Source organism: Nocardioides segetis (genome assembly GCF_051390595.1).
In the GTDB taxonomy this organism is placed as follows: domain Bacteria; phylum Actinomycetota; class Actinomycetes; order Propionibacteriales; family Nocardioidaceae; genus Nocardioides.
Map to the genome: position 1 here is coordinate 350,828 of NZ_JBNINR010000001.1, position 15,979 is coordinate 366,806.

Annotated in this window: 17 protein-coding genes; 11 read left to right on the top strand and 6 right to left on the bottom strand. The window is 71.8% G+C overall.

Going from position 1 to position 15,979, the window contains the following annotated elements:
• The first annotated feature begins 71 nt into the window (after positions 1–71).
• Positions 72–1,475: a cytochrome P450 gene (locus tag ACPZVR_RS01550; RefSeq protein WP_436697805.1), complete on the top strand. Its 1,404-nt coding sequence runs from the start codon at positions 72–74 to the stop codon at positions 1,473–1,475.
• 40 nt (positions 1,476–1,515) lie between these two features.
• Here ACPZVR_RS01550 and ACPZVR_RS01555 read toward each other — a convergent pair whose 3' ends face one another.
• Positions 1,516–1,962 (bottom strand): hypothetical protein, encoded by a 447-nt coding sequence (locus ACPZVR_RS01555; RefSeq protein WP_436697806.1) that lies wholly within the window; start codon positions 1,960–1,962, stop codon positions 1,516–1,518.
• Between the two features lie 132 nt (positions 1,963–2,094).
• Here ACPZVR_RS01555 and ACPZVR_RS01560 point away from each other — a divergent pair, with 132 nt between their 5' ends.
• Positions 2,095–2,454, top strand: a complete 360-nt coding sequence (locus tag ACPZVR_RS01560; protein WP_436697807.1) for a VOC family protein — start codon at positions 2,095–2,097, stop codon at positions 2,452–2,454.
• 173 nt (positions 2,455–2,627) lie between these two features.
• Here ACPZVR_RS01560 and ACPZVR_RS01565 read toward each other — a convergent pair whose 3' ends face one another.
• Complete coding sequence (locus tag ACPZVR_RS01565) at positions 2,628–3,797, bottom strand: sulfotransferase family protein (RefSeq protein ID WP_436697808.1); 1,170 nt, start codon at positions 3,795–3,797, stop codon at positions 2,628–2,630.
• Positions 3,790–4,584: an SDR family oxidoreductase gene (locus ACPZVR_RS01570; protein WP_436697809.1), complete on the bottom strand. Its 795-nt coding sequence runs from the start codon at positions 4,582–4,584 to the stop codon at positions 3,790–3,792. The genes ACPZVR_RS01565 and ACPZVR_RS01570 overlap by 8 nt, the downstream gene beginning before the upstream one ends.
• A 261-nt stretch (positions 4,585–4,845) precedes the next feature.
• On the opposite strand from ACPZVR_RS01570, the gene ACPZVR_RS01575 reads away from it, so the two are divergent.
• Positions 4,846–5,694, top strand: coding sequence for an aldo/keto reductase (locus tag ACPZVR_RS01575; protein ID WP_436697810.1), 849 nt, complete (start codon positions 4,846–4,848; stop codon positions 5,692–5,694).
• 207 nt (positions 5,695–5,901) lie between these two features.
• On the opposite strand, the gene ACPZVR_RS01580 is transcribed toward ACPZVR_RS01575, so the two are convergent.
• Together ACPZVR_RS01580 and ACPZVR_RS01585 are read right to left on the bottom strand one after the other, a co-directional pair.
• Complete coding sequence (locus ACPZVR_RS01580) at positions 5,902–7,062, bottom strand: hypothetical protein (protein ID WP_436697811.1); 1,161 nt, start codon at positions 7,060–7,062, stop codon at positions 5,902–5,904.
• The gene (locus tag ACPZVR_RS01585) at positions 7,062–7,952 is read right to left on the bottom strand and encodes a TIGR03619 family F420-dependent LLM class oxidoreductase (protein ID WP_436697812.1); all 891 of its coding nucleotides are present in this window, start codon (positions 7,950–7,952) and stop codon (positions 7,062–7,064) included. Before ACPZVR_RS01585 ends, ACPZVR_RS01580 begins: the two co-directional genes overlap by 1 nt.
• A gap of 46 nt (positions 7,953–7,998) precedes the next feature.
• Here ACPZVR_RS01585 and ACPZVR_RS01590 point away from each other — a divergent pair, with 46 nt between their 5' ends.
• From ACPZVR_RS01590 to ACPZVR_RS01605, 4 genes are all read left to right on the top strand, one after another.
• A complete protein-coding gene (locus ACPZVR_RS01590; RefSeq protein ID WP_436697813.1) occupies positions 7,999–8,484 on the top strand; it encodes a nitroreductase family deazaflavin-dependent oxidoreductase in 486 nt (161 codons plus the stop codon).
• Positions 8,485–8,545: 61 nt separating this feature from the next.
• Positions 8,546–8,977, top strand: a complete 432-nt coding sequence (locus ACPZVR_RS01595) for a nuclear transport factor 2 family protein (RefSeq protein ID WP_436697814.1) — start codon at positions 8,546–8,548, stop codon at positions 8,975–8,977.
• Positions 8,978–9,006: 29 nt separating this feature from the next.
• The gene (locus tag ACPZVR_RS01600; protein ID WP_436697815.1) at positions 9,007–9,606 is read left to right on the top strand and encodes a hypothetical protein; all 600 of its coding nucleotides are present in this window, start codon (positions 9,007–9,009) and stop codon (positions 9,604–9,606) included.
• Positions 9,607–9,624: 18 nt separating this feature from the next.
• A complete protein-coding gene (locus ACPZVR_RS01605; protein ID WP_436697816.1) occupies positions 9,625–10,290 on the top strand; it encodes an HAD family hydrolase in 666 nt (221 codons plus the stop codon).
• Positions 10,291–10,318: 28 nt separating this feature from the next.
• On the opposite strand, the gene ACPZVR_RS01610 is transcribed toward ACPZVR_RS01605, so the two are convergent.
• The gene (locus ACPZVR_RS01610; protein ID WP_436697817.1) at positions 10,319–11,662 is read right to left on the bottom strand and encodes an SLC13 family permease; all 1,344 of its coding nucleotides are present in this window, start codon (positions 11,660–11,662) and stop codon (positions 10,319–10,321) included.
• 115 nt (positions 11,663–11,777) lie between these two features.
• On the opposite strand from ACPZVR_RS01610, the gene ACPZVR_RS01615 reads away from it, so the two are divergent.
• The 4 genes from ACPZVR_RS01615 to grpE all read left to right on the top strand — a co-directional run bounded on the left by ACPZVR_RS01615 (position 11,778) and on the right by grpE (position 15,952).
• Positions 11,778–12,404, top strand: coding sequence for a FadR/GntR family transcriptional regulator (locus tag ACPZVR_RS01615; protein WP_436697818.1), 627 nt, complete (start codon positions 11,778–11,780; stop codon positions 12,402–12,404).
• 89 nt (positions 12,405–12,493) lie between these two features.
• Positions 12,494–13,267 carry a sulfite exporter TauE/SafE family protein gene (locus ACPZVR_RS01620; protein ID WP_436697819.1) on the top strand — a complete coding sequence of 258 codons (774 nt, stop codon included), beginning with the start codon at positions 12,494–12,496 and terminating at the stop codon, positions 13,265–13,267.
• A 166-nt stretch (positions 13,268–13,433) separates the two neighbouring features.
• A complete protein-coding gene (gene dnaK / locus ACPZVR_RS01625; RefSeq protein WP_436697820.1) occupies positions 13,434–15,293 on the top strand; it encodes a molecular chaperone DnaK in 1,860 nt (619 codons plus the stop codon).
• A complete protein-coding gene (gene grpE, locus ACPZVR_RS01630) occupies positions 15,290–15,952 on the top strand; it encodes a nucleotide exchange factor GrpE (RefSeq protein WP_436697821.1) in 663 nt (220 codons plus the stop codon). Before dnaK ends, grpE begins: the two co-directional genes overlap by 4 nt.
• Positions 15,953–15,979: the final 27 nt, after the last annotated feature.

Sequence of the window (15,979 nt, forward strand, 5' to 3'; positions counted from 1 at the left end):
TCCCTCCGGGCCCGGCGATCTCCTACCGTGGGAGGGTGCTCGGGCGCTGCCCGCGGCGTAGCGTCGCTCCCGTGACGAGCATCGAGGACCGCGAGGACACCCTGCCGCTCACGATGCGGCGCTTCCGCCGGATGAGCGTCGTCGGCGGTGGCGACCTCCCGCCGGTCCCGATGGACCGACTCCCGCCCGGCCCGGGCTGGCCCGCGCTGGCCCAGACGGTGGCGCTGATGCGGTTCCGGCACTGGTTCCACCCCTGGCTGCACCGCAGGTACGGCGAGGCGTTCACCCTCAACCTGATCCCCGGCAACCGGCCGCTGGTGCTGTTCACCTCGCCGGCGGTGACGAAGGAGATCTTCGCGGGCGACCCGGAGGTCTTCCACGCCGGCCGGGGCAACGCGATCCTCGGCCCGATCATGGGCGAGCACTCCCTGCTGCTCCAGGACTCCGGCGAGCACCACCGGGCCCGCAAGCTGCTCATGCCGGCCTTCCTCGGCCACGCGCTGCGCGGCTACCGCTCGATGGTCGCCGAGGTCTCGGCCGCCGAGATCGCGGGCTGGCGCGAGGGGGAGGAGTTCCGCGCCCTGGAGCGGATGAACGCGCTCACGCTGGAGGTGATCCTGCGCGTCGTCTTCGGCGTCACCGACGAGGGGCGGCTGGCCCGGCTGCGGCCCGCCGTCAACCGGACGGTCGAGATCAACCCGGCCGTCCTGCTCGGCTGGGCCTACCCGCGCCTGCAGAAGCTCGGACCCTGGCGGCGTACGGTCGACAACCAGGTGGAGCTGGACCGCCTGATGTATGCCGAGATCCGCGAGCGGCGCACCGCCACCGACCTCGCCGAGCGCTCCGACGTGCTCTCGCGCCTGCTCGCCGCGCACGACGCCGACGACCCGGGCAGCGGGCTCTCCGACGTCGAGCTGCGTGACCAGCTGGTCACGCTGCTGCTCGCCGGCCACGAGACGACCGCGTCGGCCCTGTCCTGGGCCCTGGTCGAGGTCGGCCGCAGCCCCGACCTGCTCGCGCGGACCCAGCGCGCGGTCGACGAGGGCGACGACGCCTGGCTGGAGGCCGTGCTCAAGGAGTCGATGCGGCTGCACCCGATCATCCCGATGGTGGTGCGCACCCTGATGGAGCCCGCCACCGTCGGCGGCTGGGAGCTGCCGCGCGGCACCACCGTCGGGCCGTCGATCGTGGTGAGCCACCAGCGCGCGTCGAACTTCCCCGACCCCGAGGTGTTCCGGCCCGAGCGCTTCCTCGGCGACGACGTCCCGGCGCTCAACGTGTGGATCCCGTTCGGCGGCGGCGTCCGGCGCTGCATCGGTGCCGGCTTCTCGCTGATGGAGGGGGTGGAGGTGCTCCGCCAGGTCTTCGGGACCTACGACGTCACCGCCGTCGGCACCGACGTGCCCAAGGTCCGCAACATCACCAGCGTCCCCCGGCGGGGTGCCCGGATCCGGGTCGGCCGACGGACACGCTGAACCCGTCCCACGACCAGAGCGACCGGGGAGCACCGGCGGATCACGCTGCGGTGCGCGGAGACAGCTCGACCGTCGCGGCGACGTCCTCGAACAGGTCGTAGTAGTCGCCGTAGTCCGCCCGGGCGACGCTGCCGGTCAGGGTGACGCCCACGCCGTCGCGGAGCCAGGCCCACTGGTCGCACAGCACGTCGACCTCGCCGAGCCGGTGGGAGAACCGGTGGTAGGCGGTCGGCTCGCCGTCGCGGTCGAAGACGTCGGTGTCCTCGACCTCGAGGTCGACGAGCTGCCCGGCGAGGGCCGCCAGGGCACCGGCGCGCCACGCCGTGAGCGACAGGGCGCCCTCGATCGGACCGACGCGCACGACCAGCTCGGGGGTGAAGCCCGACGCGGTCGCGGCCGGCGCGCGGGCGAGCAGGACGACGCCGGGGGCGGGGTCGTCGCGGGTGGACCAGCGGCGGGGGACGGCGAGCGACACGATGTGGTTCATGCGCGGCAGCCTCGACAGCCCGCCCTGTGGACAAACGCCGGGTGTCCGCGCCTGTGGACAACGGCGTGCGCGCCGCGGGCGTCGTCCGTCCGGACGCGCACCGATGTCCGTGCGGCGTCCTAGGGTCGCCCCATGGCCATCGCACGCAATCCCCAGTTCGTCATCGACTGCCCCGACCCGAGACTGCTCGCGGAGTTCTACGCCGCGCTGCTCGGCTGGCGGACCAGCATCGAGGAGGACGGCTCCTGGGCGACCGTCCGCTCCGGCGACCACGCACTGCACCTCCAGCGGGTGGACGGCTACCGCGCCCCCGCCTGGCCCGACCAGGAGGTGCCCCAGCAGATGCACCTCGACGTCGACGTCGACGACCTCGACGAGGCCGAGGCCGCCACCCTCGCCCTGGGCGCCACCAAGCACCCGCACCAGCCCGGCACGTCCTTCCGGGTCTTCCTCGACCCCGCCGGCCACCCGTTCTGTCTCTGTTTGGCGTGAGCGTGTCGGAGATCGCGCTCGCCGCCCGGTCCTCGCTCCGCTCGGACCGCGGGCGTCGCACGATGCGGCTGCGCCGCCGTCCGCCACGCTGCCACGCGTGTCTGGCGTGAGCGTGTCGGAGATCGCGCTCGCCACCCGGTCCTCGCTCCGCCCGAACGGCGCGTCGTCCCGGCTCAGCGGGTGAAGGAGGCCCGGACCTCGTCCTCGGTGAGGCCGTAGTCGGCGAGGTCGTAGCTGTGCGACGGGCGGCGCGGGCCGCTGCGCGACTCCTCGTCCAGGCGTCGCACCTCCTGCTGGGCCGCCGGACTCCAGGTGAGACCGAAGGCGTCGTAGATCGCGCCCACGGTGCCCACCGGGTCCTGGACGAAGCCGCGGTAGTCGACGTCGAAGAACTGGCTCTCGTCGTACTTCTCCCGCGCCTGCCAGAACGCGTCCCACTGCCGGGTCAGGTGCCCGAGCTGGTCCCGGCCCAGGGTCTCGCCGACGAAGGTCGTCGAGTGCCCGGCGGTCGCCTCCGCGGAGAGCGAGCAGGCCGACGCGACCGACGTGACCGGGTCGCGCTGGGTCATCACGACGAGCGCGTCGGGATAGACCTCCAGCAGCGCGTCGAGCGCGATCAGGTGCGACGGGTTCTTCAGCACCCAGCGCCGGTCCTGGTCGTTGAGGCCGATCAGCTGCAGGTTGCGGCGGTGGCGCTCGTAGGCGTCGGTCCACGACTGGGTCGCCAGCCAGCGGGAGTACGCCGGCACGTGGGCCAGCGACTCGAAGCCGAGCGACTTCCCGGTCTGGCGCAGCACCCGCCAGCACTCCTCCGGCTCCGTGGCGTCGGAGTAGTGGATCCCCATGAACTCCGGGTTGGTGACGTGGTGCTCGCGGAAGGCCGCCTGCATGGCGGTGAAGATCGGGTCGTCCTCCCAGGTGTCGCGCGGGGGACGCGGCTGCGGGAACTCGGTCAGCCACATCTCCAGGCCCTGGTGCGCGGGATCCGCGCAGAGCAGTCGGCTCAGCGCCGTCGTACCGGTGCGCGGGAGGCCGAGCACGAAGATCGGCCGCTCGATGGCGACGTCGGCGTGCTGCGGGAACTCGGCGAACCGCGCCTGGGTGAGCAGGCGTGCGACGAGCGCGCTCTTCACCTGCGAGCGCATGAAGTAGTTGCCGGCCCCGGTCAGCCCCGCCTCCGCGGAGCCGAGGTCCTCGACCAGGAGCCGGAACGCCTCCTCGTGGCCCGGCGCGTCCGCGAAGCCGAAGTCGGTCAGGCCGGTCGTGCGGGTGGCGGCGGCGCAGATGTCCTCGAAGGAGCCGACGTCCGCGCGCTGGCGGGGCCCCTCGGTCTGCTCAGGCATGGAACTCGCCGCAGTCGACGTTCAGCATCTGGCCGGTGACGGCCGAGGCCAGGTCCGAGGCGAGGAAGAGCGTGGCCCGGGCGACCTCGTCGGGGGTGGCCAGCCGCTTGAGGTCCGTCGGCGCCGCCTTCTCGGCGTACACCTCCTCGTGGGTGCGGCCCGACTCCTCGGCGATCCAGTCGAAGTAGGCCTTGTTGACGTCCTCGTAGATGTACGACGGCGCGACGCTGTTGACCCGGATGCCGCGCGGACCGAGCTCGGTGGCGAGCGACTGCGCGAGGTGCTCGAGCGTGCCCTTCGACAGCTTGTAGCCGGAGTACTCGGGCTGGCTGCTGTAGATGACGCAGGAGTTGACCATGATCACCGAGCCGCCGACCTTGTCGTCGGTCTGCGCCAGGGCGTCGGCGAACAGTGCCGAGAGCCGCAGCGGCGCGAAGACGTTGGTCTCGTTGGCGGTGCGCAGGCCCTTGAGGTCGAGGGTGCTGATCGGATCCATCGGCGGGATGCCGAAGGCGTTGTTGATCAGGCAGTCCACCTTGCCGAACTCGTCGAGCGCGGCCTCGACGAGGGCCTTGCGCTGGTCCTCGTCGGTGATGTCGGTCGGCACGACGAGGGCGCGGCGGCCGTAGGAGCGGACGACCTCGGCCATCTTCTCCAGGCGCGCCGGGGTGCGGCTGGCGAGGACCAGGTCGGCGCCCATCCGGGCCGCCTCCTCGCCCAGCGAGCGGCCGAGGCCGGGGCCGACACCGGACAGCACGATGACCTTGTCGGTCAGCAGATCCACCATGGCGGACAGGGTAGAACGTGTTTCAGTTTTGGGGAAGGTGTCGAGACAGATTCACCGGCCGGCCGGTGAAACTCATGCTGGGACGAGGAAACTTCCTCGTCCCAGCATGAGTTTTGTCGTCCCAGTTGACGTTATGACACCGCGCCCGCCCGCCGCACCCGCCCGCCGCACCCGCCCGCCGCGCCCGACCCAGCCGTACCCGCCCGCGCCGGTGAGCATCGGGCCGCCGGAATACCCCAGCGGCCTGCCGGTTGACACCATGTGAGCATTCCTCGGATCGAACTCAACGACCAGACCTCCATCCCGCAGTTCGGGCTCGGCGTGTGGCAGGTGCCCCAGGCCGACACCGAGCGCGTGGTGTCCGACGCCTTCGAGCTCGGCTACCGCCATGTCGACACCGCCCAGATGTACGGCAACGAGGAGGGCGTCGGCGCCGCGATCGCGCGCTCCGGCCTCGCCCGCGAGGACCTCTACGTCACGACCAAGCTCAACAACAACCGGCACGAGCCGGCGGCGGCCACGGAGTCGCTGAAGGTCTCGTTGGACAAGCTCGGCCTGGAGAAGGTCGACCTGTTCCTCATCCACTGGCCGCTGCCGACGCGGTACGACGGCGACTTCGTCTCGACCTGGGAGGCGCTGCTCGAGCTGAAGGAGGCCGGTCTGACCACCTCGGTCGGGGTCTCCAACTTCCAGCCCGGCCACCTCGACCGCATCGTCGAGGCGAGTGGTGTGGTCCCGGCGGTCAACCAGGTCGAGGCGCACCCGTACTTCGCCAACGACGCGGTCCGCTCGGCCACCACCCGTCACGGCGCCCGCGTCCAGGCGTGGTCGCCGCTGGGTCAGGGCGGCGGCGAGCTGACCGATCCGGCGGTCACGGCGCTCGCCGAGCGGTACGGCAAGACGCCCGCCCAGGTGCTCCTGCGCTGGGCGCTCGACCGCGGCGACATCGTGTTCCCCAAGTCGCTGAGCAAGGCGCGGCTCGCGGAGAACGCCGAGGTGTTCGACTTCGCGCTCACCGCCGACGAGGTGGCCGCGCTCGCGGCTCTCGACAAGGGCGAGGCGGGTCGCCAGGGCCCGAACCCCGACACCTTCGACTGGATCCCCGACTGATCAACGCCGCGAGCTCGACGACGGCGCTGCGTCGACGCTAGAGCCCGGGCAGGGGCGGGTCGAAGGTCAGCGCGACACTCGGCTCGTGCCCCTCGATCTCGCGTCGGGGGCCCGCCGGGCGTCCTACGCGGCATTCGGGTCGTCAGAGCCTCCCGTTGACGACCCGAATGCCGGGTACGACGCCCGGCGGCTGCCCGCGCTACGCGATCACGAGATCATCCGTCGTGCGACCGCGCGCTGCCGGGCGGTGATCCGCGCGGCGTACTCCTCGGCCGACAGGCCGACCAGGCCGGGCAGGTGCTTCGGGACCTCGGTCACCGGCACGATCTCGACGCTCGGTCCGTCGGAGGCCGAGAGCGAGCGGGTGAGCTGCTGCCAGCGGAGCATCATCGGGCCGGTGCGGTGGCCGGTGGTCTCCAGCCAGTTGGCGACGGGTGTGCCGTCGGGCCCGGGCGGGCGCTCGGAGATCACGAACCGCATCACGCCGTCGTCGTCGGTGAGGGCCTGGGCCTTGGTCAGCGAGGTCTGATGCGTCTCGTAGTCGGTCGAGACGTACCAGTCGGACCCGATCTGGATCGCCTGGTAGGTGCAGTCGTCGCAGCGCGGGACGGACACGATCATCGCCTCGTCCTCGGCCAGCCCGTAGTGGCCGATCGAGGAGAACTGCGACGACAGGCCGCCCGGCGTGGGGGCGGGAGCCGTCAGCGTGTTGACCGGCTCCTTGTACTGGAAGAAGTGGGGGAAGGCGAACCAGGTCTGGATCGAGCCGATCAGCGAGCGCGCCGCGATCTCGTACTGACGCCGCAGCAGGTCCGCGGTCGGCTCCCGGCGCGGCCGGCCGAGGGTGTCGGGACGCTCGATGGTGAGCGTGCCGCGCTCCTCGGTGTCCCAGTCGTTGAAGACCTCGCGCACGATCAGCGTCTTGGCGCCCTGCTCGGCGAGGTAGGTGAACTCGAAGGAGCCGTCCGGCCCGATCTCCAGCTCGCGCTCGTCGAAGGCCATCAGCGAGGTGGCGGCCGAGTCGGCGCTGTAGGCGCCGCCCATCACCTGGAAGGACAGGTCGGCGGAGGTCCCCCGCCGGCCGCGCACGACGTACTCGACGCCCTCGCGCAGGTAGGCGTTGAAGTAGATCGCGTCCGGGTTGTCCAGGCCCTGCTTGGAGAACTGGTGGGTCGGGTTGATGAACAGGGGCTGCTCGAGGTCGTAGTCGAACGCCGTCTGCATCGCCATCCGGATCCGTCCGGCGAGGTACTCGTAGCCCTCGATCCGGTCGGCCTCGCTGTCGATGAACGGCGCGTTCGCGATCAGCTCCTCGGCCTCGGCGATCGCGTCGCGCAGCGGCTGGGTGAGGTCGAGGGAGGCGGACATCAGCCGTTCACCTTCGCGATGACGTTCTCGGCGTACTGCTCGAGGTGCTTGATCTTCGTCTCCAGCGGCTCGGTGTCGGGCCCCTTGATGTAGGGGACCCGGAAGCCGACGATGCAGTCGGTGACTCCCCGGTCCTCGAGTCGCTTGACGCCGTCGACGGTGTAGGCGTCGTAGGAGATGACGTGCACCTCGAAGTCGTCGCGGGTGTCGCCCTCCTCGGCGCGGATCTCCGCGAGCCGGGTCAGCAGGCGGTCGAGCTCCTCACCGTCGCCGCCGGCGTGCATCCACCCGTCGCCCTTGCGTACGGCGCGTCGCAGCGCCGCGTCGGAGTGGCCGCCGACGAGTAGCGGGATCCGCTCGGTCGGGGCGGGGCACTGCTGGAGCGGCTCGATGTCGTAGAACTCGCCCTGGTAGCCGAAGAAGGTCGGCTCGTCGCCGGGCTGCGTGAGGCCGCGCAGGATGTCCATGCACTCGTCCATCCGCTTGCCGCGTCTCTCCCACGGCACGCCCATCGCCGCGAAGTCCTCGGGCCACGGCGAGAGCCCGACGCCCAGGCCGAGCCGGTTGCCGGAGAGGTACGCCAGCGACGACGCCTGCTTGGCGACGAGCACCGGCGGCCGGATCGGGAGCTTGAGCACGAACGGCGTGAGCCGCAGGCTGCTGGTCACCGCGAAGAGGTGGCTGCACAGGATGAAGGTCTCGATGAACTCCTTGCCGAGCAGGAACTCGCGGTCCCCGGTGTCGGTGTAGGGGTACTTCGAGTCGGACTCCTGCGGGTAGATGAGGCTGTCCGCGATCGTCATCGAGGTGTAGCCGGTCGCCTCGCAGGCCTGGGCGAGCGGGGCGTAGTAGTCGGCGTGGGTCATGCCCTCGGCGAAGGAGAAGCGCATCCCGCAACACTAGAACCTGTTCTACATTTCTGCCAGAGTGAGTTCCATGGCAGCGACCAAGCCGAAGCCCGACGGCCTTGACAAGCCGATCGTCGCGAAGATCATCAAGTACGGCGCCCGGGCGAACGTGCGGATCTACCGGCTCACCAACGGCCGGATCGGCGCGAAGTGGCGCATCGGCGCCGGGTGGAGGAAGCCCGTCCCCGTGCTGCTGCTCGACCACCTCGGCCGCCGGAGCGGGACCCGGTTCACGACGCCGCTGCTCTACCTCGCCGACGGGCCGGACCTGGTCGTCGTCGCGTCCCAGGGCGGGCTGCCGAAGAACCCCCAGTGGTTCCACAACCTCCTCGCGAGCCCCGACACCACCGTGGCCGTGCCGGGGGAGCGGAGCCGGCCGGTCCGGGCGCGGGTCGCCGGACCCGAGGAGCGCGCCGCGCTGTGGCCGCGGCTGGTCGACCTGTATGCCGACTTCGACAGCTACCAGGCCTGGACCGACCGGGAGATCCCGGTCGTGGTCCTCGAGCCCCGCTGACCCCGACCCGATCCGAGCCCGACCCGAGCCCGACCCGAGCCCGACCGACCCAGGAGCCACCGTGGACCTGCAGGAGCTGATCGACCGCGCCGAGATCACCGACGCGATCACCCGCTACACCCTCGCCGTCGACGACGGCGACTTCGACCTCCTCGACTCGGTCTTCACGCCGGACGCCCGGATCGACTACACCGAGAGCGGGGGCGTCGCCGACAGCTACCCGGTCGTGAAGGCGTGGCTGGCCGAGGCGCTGCCGGCCTTCTCGCGGCACCGGGTCCACCTGGTCGGGCAGGTCGCCGTCGACTTCGCCGGCAGCCGCGACGAGGCCGACGTGACGGCGTACTTCCACAACCCCATGCGCATCGCCGACGGCAAGGGCGGGGAGCGGGTGGTCGAGGTCGGGGGCCGCTACCGGCACACGTTCGTACGCACGGCGGAGGGCTGGCGCTCGCGCCGGCTGCACGAACAGGTCGTCTGGACGCGCGGTTTCTGATTTCTTCGGGCGGTCTGGACAATGGTCGGGTGAGCGACCAGCAGCAGCCCCCTGCCGAACGTCCCGTGCTCAACGGGCTGGTGGCGCTGCTCGCCGTCGCCCTCGGGGTCGGCCTGATCCTGGCCGTCGTGGCGCTGCTCGGCACCAAGGTGCTCGGCCTCGGCGGTGACGACGGCGACGCGGCCGGCGACTCGACGGCGCGCCAGTCGATGTACCTCCCCACGCCGGTCGAGACCGACGAGGCCACCGGTCCGCTGGTCACGCTCCACACCGAGGACCCCGACGAGCCGACCGACGCCGAGTCCGTGGTCCCCGAGGACGAGCCGACGACCGAGCTCACCAGCGAGACGGCCGCGGCGGGCGAGATCTCGCTGCAGGCCGTCGCCACGGCGGTCGCCAGCGGCGAGCGGATCTACTTCAGCGGCGTCTACCCCGGTGGGGAGGGCGCGATCTTGTGGGTCCAGCGCTTCGAGAACGGCGACTGGGCGGACTTCCCGGCCAGCGTCGGCGTCACCAACGGCACCTTCTCCAGCTACATCTTCACCGGCGTCAGCGGCGTCAACCGGTTCCGCGTCATCGACCGTGACAGCGGCACGGTGAGCAACGAGATCAGCGTCACCGTCGGCTGACGGTCCGGACCGCGCCCCGTGATCGTCACCGTCGACCTGTTCAGCGCGGCGACCGACACCCGCGCCGGCGCCGGATCGGTCCTCGGCGCGATCGCCGAGCGGCGGGGCTGGGCGATCGACGGCGTCGCGCTGTATGACGTGTGGGACCGCCACAACAAGGCCCTCCAGCGACAGGCCCGGCCGCCGCAGACCTTCACGGAGGTGTCGCGGGAGGCGCTGCGGCGGGCCTACGCCGAGCTCGGGCACGATCCCGGCCTCGCCGGAGCGGACCTGGCCGTGCTGCACGAGAGCGTCGACACATGGCCGCTGTGGCCCGATGTCGCCGACGGCCTGCGCGGTGTCGCCGCGATCGCCCGCGTCGGTCTGCTGTCGAACGTCGACGACCACCTCGCGCGGCGTACCCGGGCGGCGGGACTGGTCGACCCCGACCTGCTGCTGACCTCGCAGCGGCTCGGCGCCTTCAAGCCGGACCCCGCGATCTACCTCGCCGCGGTGCGTGCGGTGGCGCCGGAGCGGCTGGTCCACGTCGCGGCGTCCGCGCGCGACGTGCGCGGCGCGTTGGAGGCGGGGATCACCGCGGTCAGGCTGGCCCGACCGGGACACGCGGTGGACCCGGACGGGCCGCCTCCGCCGGTCGAGGTGGGCGACGCGCGCGAGCTCGCGGAGGTCGTCCGCACCCTGTAGCCCGGAGCGCGCGGGTGCTCGGCCGGGCTCAGGCCGTGGGGACGACGAGCAGCGCCCACGCCACGAGCGGGGCCACGACGACGATCGACATGCCCCACTGCATGAGCCGGCGGAAGACCATTTCCCGCTGGTCGGGGTCCGCGTTGGCCACCACCAGGGCGCCGTTGGTGGAGAACGGGCTGCAGTCGACGACCGAGCTCGAGATCGCCAGCGCCGCGATCAGGGCGATCGCGTTGACCTGGTCGGTCAGCAGGAACGGGACGGCGAGCGGGATCAGCGCGCCGATGATGCCGGTGGTGGAGGCGAAGGCCGACACCACGGCCCCGATCAGGCAGATGAGCAGCGCCGCGACCAGGGGCGAGCCGACGTCGGCGACGCCGTCGCCGAGCCAGTCGACGACACCCTGGTTCTGCAGCAGCGTCACGTAGGTCACGATGCCGCCGATCAGCAGCACGGTGCCCCAGCTGATCTTCTCCACGGCGCCCTTGGCCGACGCCGGGAACGCCAGCGTGAGCGCCACCGCGATGGTCAAGGCCGTGAAGCCGACGTCGAGGTCGAAGCCGAGCGCGCCGACCATGAGCGCGACCAGGCCGACCAGGGTCAGCGAGCGCTGCGGGTCGAGGCGGGTGGCGTCGTCGGGGGTGTCGGCCCGCGTGCTGCGGCGGGCCTCGACCGCGGAGTGCGGCGTGGCGGGCCCGGTGCCGCGGGTCGCGGCGTACGACGCCTCCTCGGCCTCGGCGCCGACCGCGACGCTCTGGCGGCCCCGGGCGACGAGCTCGCGCCCCCCGAAGGCGAGGTAGGTGATCGCGGCGATGACGGTGGCGGCGAGGAAGGTCGACGAGAAGAGCACGCCCTGGTTGCCCGGCAGGTCGTTGGTGTCGACCACGCCGTTGGTGATCGAGCCGAAGATGCCGATGGGCGAGAAGCTGCCGGCGGTCGCGCCCTGCACGACCATCATGCCCATCATCACGGGGTGGATCTGGTAGCGCAGGGCGAAGCCCATGGCCACGGGGGCGACGATCGCGACGGCCGCCGGGCTCACCGCCCCGATCGCCGTGACCGCCGCGCAGACCAGGAACATCGCCCAGGGCACGAGGGCGACACGTCCGCCGACGGCGCGGACGGCGCCGTGCACGATCCAGTCGACGGTGCCGTTGTTCTTCGCGAGCGCGAACAGATAGGTGACGCCCACCAGGATCACGAAGAGTCCGCTGGGGAAGCCGGCCAGGACGTCCTCGGTGGTCGCGTCGTAGACCGCCAGGCCGACGACGAAGGACGCCACCAGGGCCAGCGCGCCCATGTTGACGCCCCGCACCGTGGCGATGAGGAAGACGACGACGAGGACGGCGAGCGAGATCAGCTCGTGGGACATGGCTCTCCTGGGTTCGGGGACCGGCCACGGACGTGACCGGCGTCATAGGACCATCGAGTGTGCCAGTGGCTAGGCCACCTGTCCACTGGGCGGTCCGGGCCACTACGATGACCCCATGTCCGCCACGCGTGATCGCCCGCAGGTGCCGCCGTTGCGCCGGGAGCGGCTCTACGAGACGCTCGCGAGTCACATCTCGGACTTCATCGAGGCCCAGGGCCTCGTCGGCGGAGACCGGCTGCCGCCGGAGCGCCAGCTGGCCGCCGAGCTGGGCGTGAGCCGGGCGACGCTGTCCCGGGCGCTCGCCGCCCTCGAGACCCGCGGCCGGATCGAGGTGCGCCACGGCGTGGGCGCGCTGGTGCGCGACGCCGGTGCCGAGCCGGGGGCCGGGATGCTGCTCCCGGGCTTCGACGCACGGCCGCGCGTCGAGGTCGTCGCCGCTCGGGAGGCGGTGCTCGCCGGCATCGCCCGCGCCGCCGCGGCCAACCAGCAGAGTTCGCTGCGGCTGGCGATGCTCGCCGACGACGGCCGGCCGCGCAGCTTCGAGCACACCTGGCGCTGCGTCCGCCGGCTCGCCGACTCCGCGCTGCTCGCCGATCTCGACGACACCCTGGCGGGGCACGCGCCCGACCCGGTCCCGTCGCCCGGCCTGCAGGTGCGCCTCGGCGATCTCGCGGACGCGATCATCCGGGGCGACGCCGCGGGCGCCGCCACGGCCTGCGTCGGACTGCTCGGCGACGAGTGAGTTCGCCCGGGCTCGGTGGCCCGGTGGCCTAGCCATAGAGACAATGCCAGCATGTCGCCCGTGACCCCCGCCGTGCCCCAGGGCCGCCCGTGACCGGCCTCGAGCAGCTGCTGGTCGTCCTGGCCGGTCTGGGTGCCGGCGTGCTCAGCACGACGGTCGGGGTCGCGTCGCTGCTGAGCTTCCCCGTGCTCCTGGCGGTCGGCCTGCCGCCGGTCGTCGCGAACGTGAGCAACACGATCGGCCTGGTGCCCTCGGGCGTCGGCGGCGGCATCGGCTACCGCGAGGAGCTGCGCGTCCACCCCCGGATCACGACGGCGGTCATGGTGCTGACCGGACTGGGCGGGGCCGCCGGCGCGGCGCTGCTGCTGGCCCTGCCGCCGGGCGTCTTCGAGGCCGTCGTCCCCTGGCTGATCCTCGGCACGTGCCTGCTGGTCGGCGTCCAGCCGCGGCTCTCCGCCTGGCTGGCAGCCCGGCGGGGCCGCGACGGCCGCGAGGTGCACCCGCGACTGCGGCTCTCGGTCGTGGCGACCGGCTTCGTCCTGCTCACCGGCGTCTACGGCGGCTACTTCGGGGCAGGGGCGGGCGTGATGATGATCGCGACGCTGGCCCTCTCGCTCGACATCGACCTGCGCGTGATCGCCGGCATCCGCACCATCGCCCTGCTGGCCTCGAACTTCGTGGCCGCGCTGGTGTTCGTCGTGGTCGCCGACGTGGACTGGCTCGCCGTGGCGCTGCTGTCGGCCAGCTCGATCATCGGCGGCTACGTCGGCGCCCGGGTCGCCCGCCGCCTCCCGGCCGGCGTGCTGCGCACGCTCGTCGTCGTCGCCGGCGTGACCGCGTCGACCGTGATGCTCGTCGGCTGAGCGCCCTCCTCGGGGCCGGGACGCACGGGATCGGGAGGCCCCGGGAATTCCTCCCCGCCCCCGGGAACAACCCGCCGGGGCGTCCGGTTGGAGCCTGTGTCAGACTTGAGTCCATCCGGCTCAACTAACTTGCACCACCAACCTCACGCACGGAGGAGACACACACATGGCACGAGCTGTCGGCATCGACCTCGGTACGACGAACAGCGTCGTCGCGGTCCTCGAGGGCGGCGAGCCCACGGTCATCGCCAACGCGGAGGGAGCCCGGACCACGCCGTCCGTCGTCGCCTTCGCGAAGAGCGGTGAGGTGCTCGTCGGCGAGGTCGCGAAGCGCCAGGCGGTCACGAACGTCGACCGCACCATCCGGTCGGTCAAGCGCCACATGGGCACCGACTGGACCCAGCACATCGGTGACCCGGTGGACAAGGACTTCACGCCGCAGCAGATCTCGGCGTTCATCCTGCAGAAGCTCAAGCGCGACGCGGAGGCCTACCTGGGCGAGACCGTCACCAACGCGGTGATCACCGTCCCGGCGTACTTCTCCGACGCGCAGCGCCAGGCCACCAAGGAGGCCGGCGAGATCGCGGGCCTGACCGTCGACCGCATCGTCAACGAGCCCACCGCCGCCGCGCTGGCCTACGGCCTCGACAAGGGCGACGACCAGACGATCCTCGTCTACGACCTCGGTGGCGGCACCTTCGACGTGTCCCTGCTCGAGATCGGCGAGGGCGTCGTGGAGGTCAAGGCCACCAGCGGCGACAACCACCTCGGTGGCGACGACTGGGACAACGCGATCGTCGCGTGGATGGTCAAGAAGTTCAAGGACGCCAACGGCGTCGACCTGTCCGCCGACAAGATCGCCGCGCAGCGCCTCCAGGAGGCCGCCGAGAAGGCCAAGATCGAGCTGTCGTCCTCCAGCGACACCACGATCCACCTGCCCTACATCACCCACGGCGAGAACGGTCCGCTGCACTTCGAGGAGCGGCTCACCCGCTCGGAGTTCCAGCGGCTCACCGCCGACCTGCTCGAGCGCACCAAGGCGCCCTTCCAGAACGTCCTCAAGGACGGCGGCGTCGAGCTCTCCGCGATCGACCACGTGGTCCTCGTGGGCGGCTCCACCCGGATGCCCGCGGTCACCGAGCTGGTCAAGGAGATGCTGGGCGGCAAGGAGCCCAACAAGGGCGTCAACCCGGACGAGGTCGTCGCCGTCGGCGCCGCCCTGCAGGCCGGCGTCCTGGCCGGTGAGGTCAAGGACGTGCTGCTCCTCGACGTCACCCCGCTCAGCCTCGGCATCGAGACCAAGGGTGGCGTGTTCACCACCCTGATCGAGCGGAACACCACGATCCCGACCAAGCGCTCCGAGATCTTCACGACCGCCGACGACAACCAGCCGTCGGTCGAGATCAAGGTCGCCCAGGGCGAGCGGGCCATCTGGTCGCAGAACCAGCCCCTCGGCAACTTCGAGCTGACCGGTCTCCCGCCGGCTCCGCGCGGCGTGCCGAAGATCGAGGTCACCTTCGACATCGACGCCAACGGCATCGTCCACGTCTCGGCGAAGGACCAGGCGTCCGGCCGCGAGCAGTCGATGACCATCTCCGGCGGCAGCGCGCTGTCGAAGGAGGACATCGACCGCATGGTCAAGGAGGCCGAGCAGTACGCCGAGGAGGACGCCAAGCGGCGCGAGGCCGTCGAGGTCCGCAACCAGGGCGAGCAGCTCGTCTACACGACCGAGAAGTTCCTCGCCGACAACGGCGACAAGCTCCCGGACGACGTCAAGACCGAGGTGAGCGCCGACGTCGAGGCGCTCAAGAGCGTCCTCGAGAACGCCGAGGCCGGCTCCGAGGAGCTCACCGCCGCCATCTCGAAGCTGGGCGAGTCCAGCCAGAAGATGGGCGCCGCGATGTACGCCGCCGCCGAGGCCGACGCCGCCGCGGCCGGTGGCTCCACCGGCGCCACCGGTGAGGCCGACGACGACGTCGTCGAGGCCGAGATCGTCGACGAGGACACCGAGGGCGACGCCAAGTGACCGAGGAGAACCTCAACCCGGAGGAGGGGGAGCTGCAGGAGACTGCGGCTCCCTCGCCCGAGGGCCCGGAGGCCGCCTCGGACCCGGCGGCGGACGCTGGGGAGGGCAGCGCCGAGGGTGTCTCCGCCGACGCCGCGGAGGACGACGCGCACGACGCCGACAACGCCGACGACGCGGACACCGCGGACACGGCGGACAACGCGGACGCCGCCACCGCCGAGGCCGACGAGCTGACCGTCACCCGGATGGAGCTGGAGGAGCGGACCCTCGACCTGCAGCGCCTGCAGGCGGAGTTCCTCAACTACAAGCGCCGGGTCGAGCGCGACCGCGAGCTGCTGCGGGAGAACGCGACGTACGCCGCGCTCACCCCGATCATCGACGTCCTCGACGCGATCGACCGGGCCCGTGAGCACGAGCCGCTCGAGGGCGGGTTCAAGGCCGTCGCCGAGCAGCTCGAGCGCGTGGTCGCCGGGCTGGGCCTGGCCAAGTTCGGCGAGGTGGGCGACGCCTTCGACCCGACGATCCACGAGGCGCTGTCCCACATCGGCACCGACGCCGAGGTCGAGGTGACCACCTGCAAGGTGATCGCCAAGTCCGGCTACAAGATGGGGGAGCGGGTGGTCCGCGCCGCCCAGGTGCTGGTGGTCGACCCGGCTTGACGATGACGATGAGGAGGCCCGGCAGCG

Bases quoted from the DNA above. Each gene is read 5' to 3' on its own strand.
- ACPZVR_RS01565 (WP_436697808.1), bottom strand. From the start codon at position 3,797: ATGCCTGAGCAGACCGAGGGGCCCCGCCAGCGCGCGGACGTCGGCTCC.
- dnaK (WP_436697820.1), top strand. From the start codon at position 13,434: ATGGCACGAGCTGTCGGCATCGACCTCGGTACGACGAACAGCGTCGTC.
- ACPZVR_RS01590 (WP_436697813.1), top strand. From the start codon at position 7,999: ATGGCAGCGACCAAGCCGAAGCCCGACGGCCTTGACAAGCCGATCGTC.
- ACPZVR_RS01555 (WP_436697806.1), bottom strand. From the start codon at position 1,962: ATGAACCACATCGTGTCGCTCGCCGTCCCCCGCCGCTGGTCCACCCGC.
- ACPZVR_RS01585 (WP_436697812.1), bottom strand. From the start codon at position 7,952: ATGCGCTTCTCCTTCGCCGAGGGCATGACCCACGCCGACTACTACGCC.
- ACPZVR_RS01610 (WP_436697817.1), bottom strand. From the start codon at position 11,662: ATGTCCCACGAGCTGATCTCGCTCGCCGTCCTCGTCGTCGTCTTCCTC.
- ACPZVR_RS01615 (WP_436697818.1), top strand. From the start codon at position 11,778: ATGTCCGCCACGCGTGATCGCCCGCAGGTGCCGCCGTTGCGCCGGGAG.
- ACPZVR_RS01570 (WP_436697809.1), bottom strand. From the start codon at position 4,584: ATGGTGGATCTGCTGACCGACAAGGTCATCGTGCTGTCCGGTGTCGGC.
- ACPZVR_RS01580 (WP_436697811.1), bottom strand. From the start codon at position 7,062: ATGTCCGCCTCCCTCGACCTCACCCAGCCGCTGCGCGACGCGATCGCC.
- ACPZVR_RS01560 (WP_436697807.1), top strand. From the start codon at position 2,095: ATGGCCATCGCACGCAATCCCCAGTTCGTCATCGACTGCCCCGACCCG.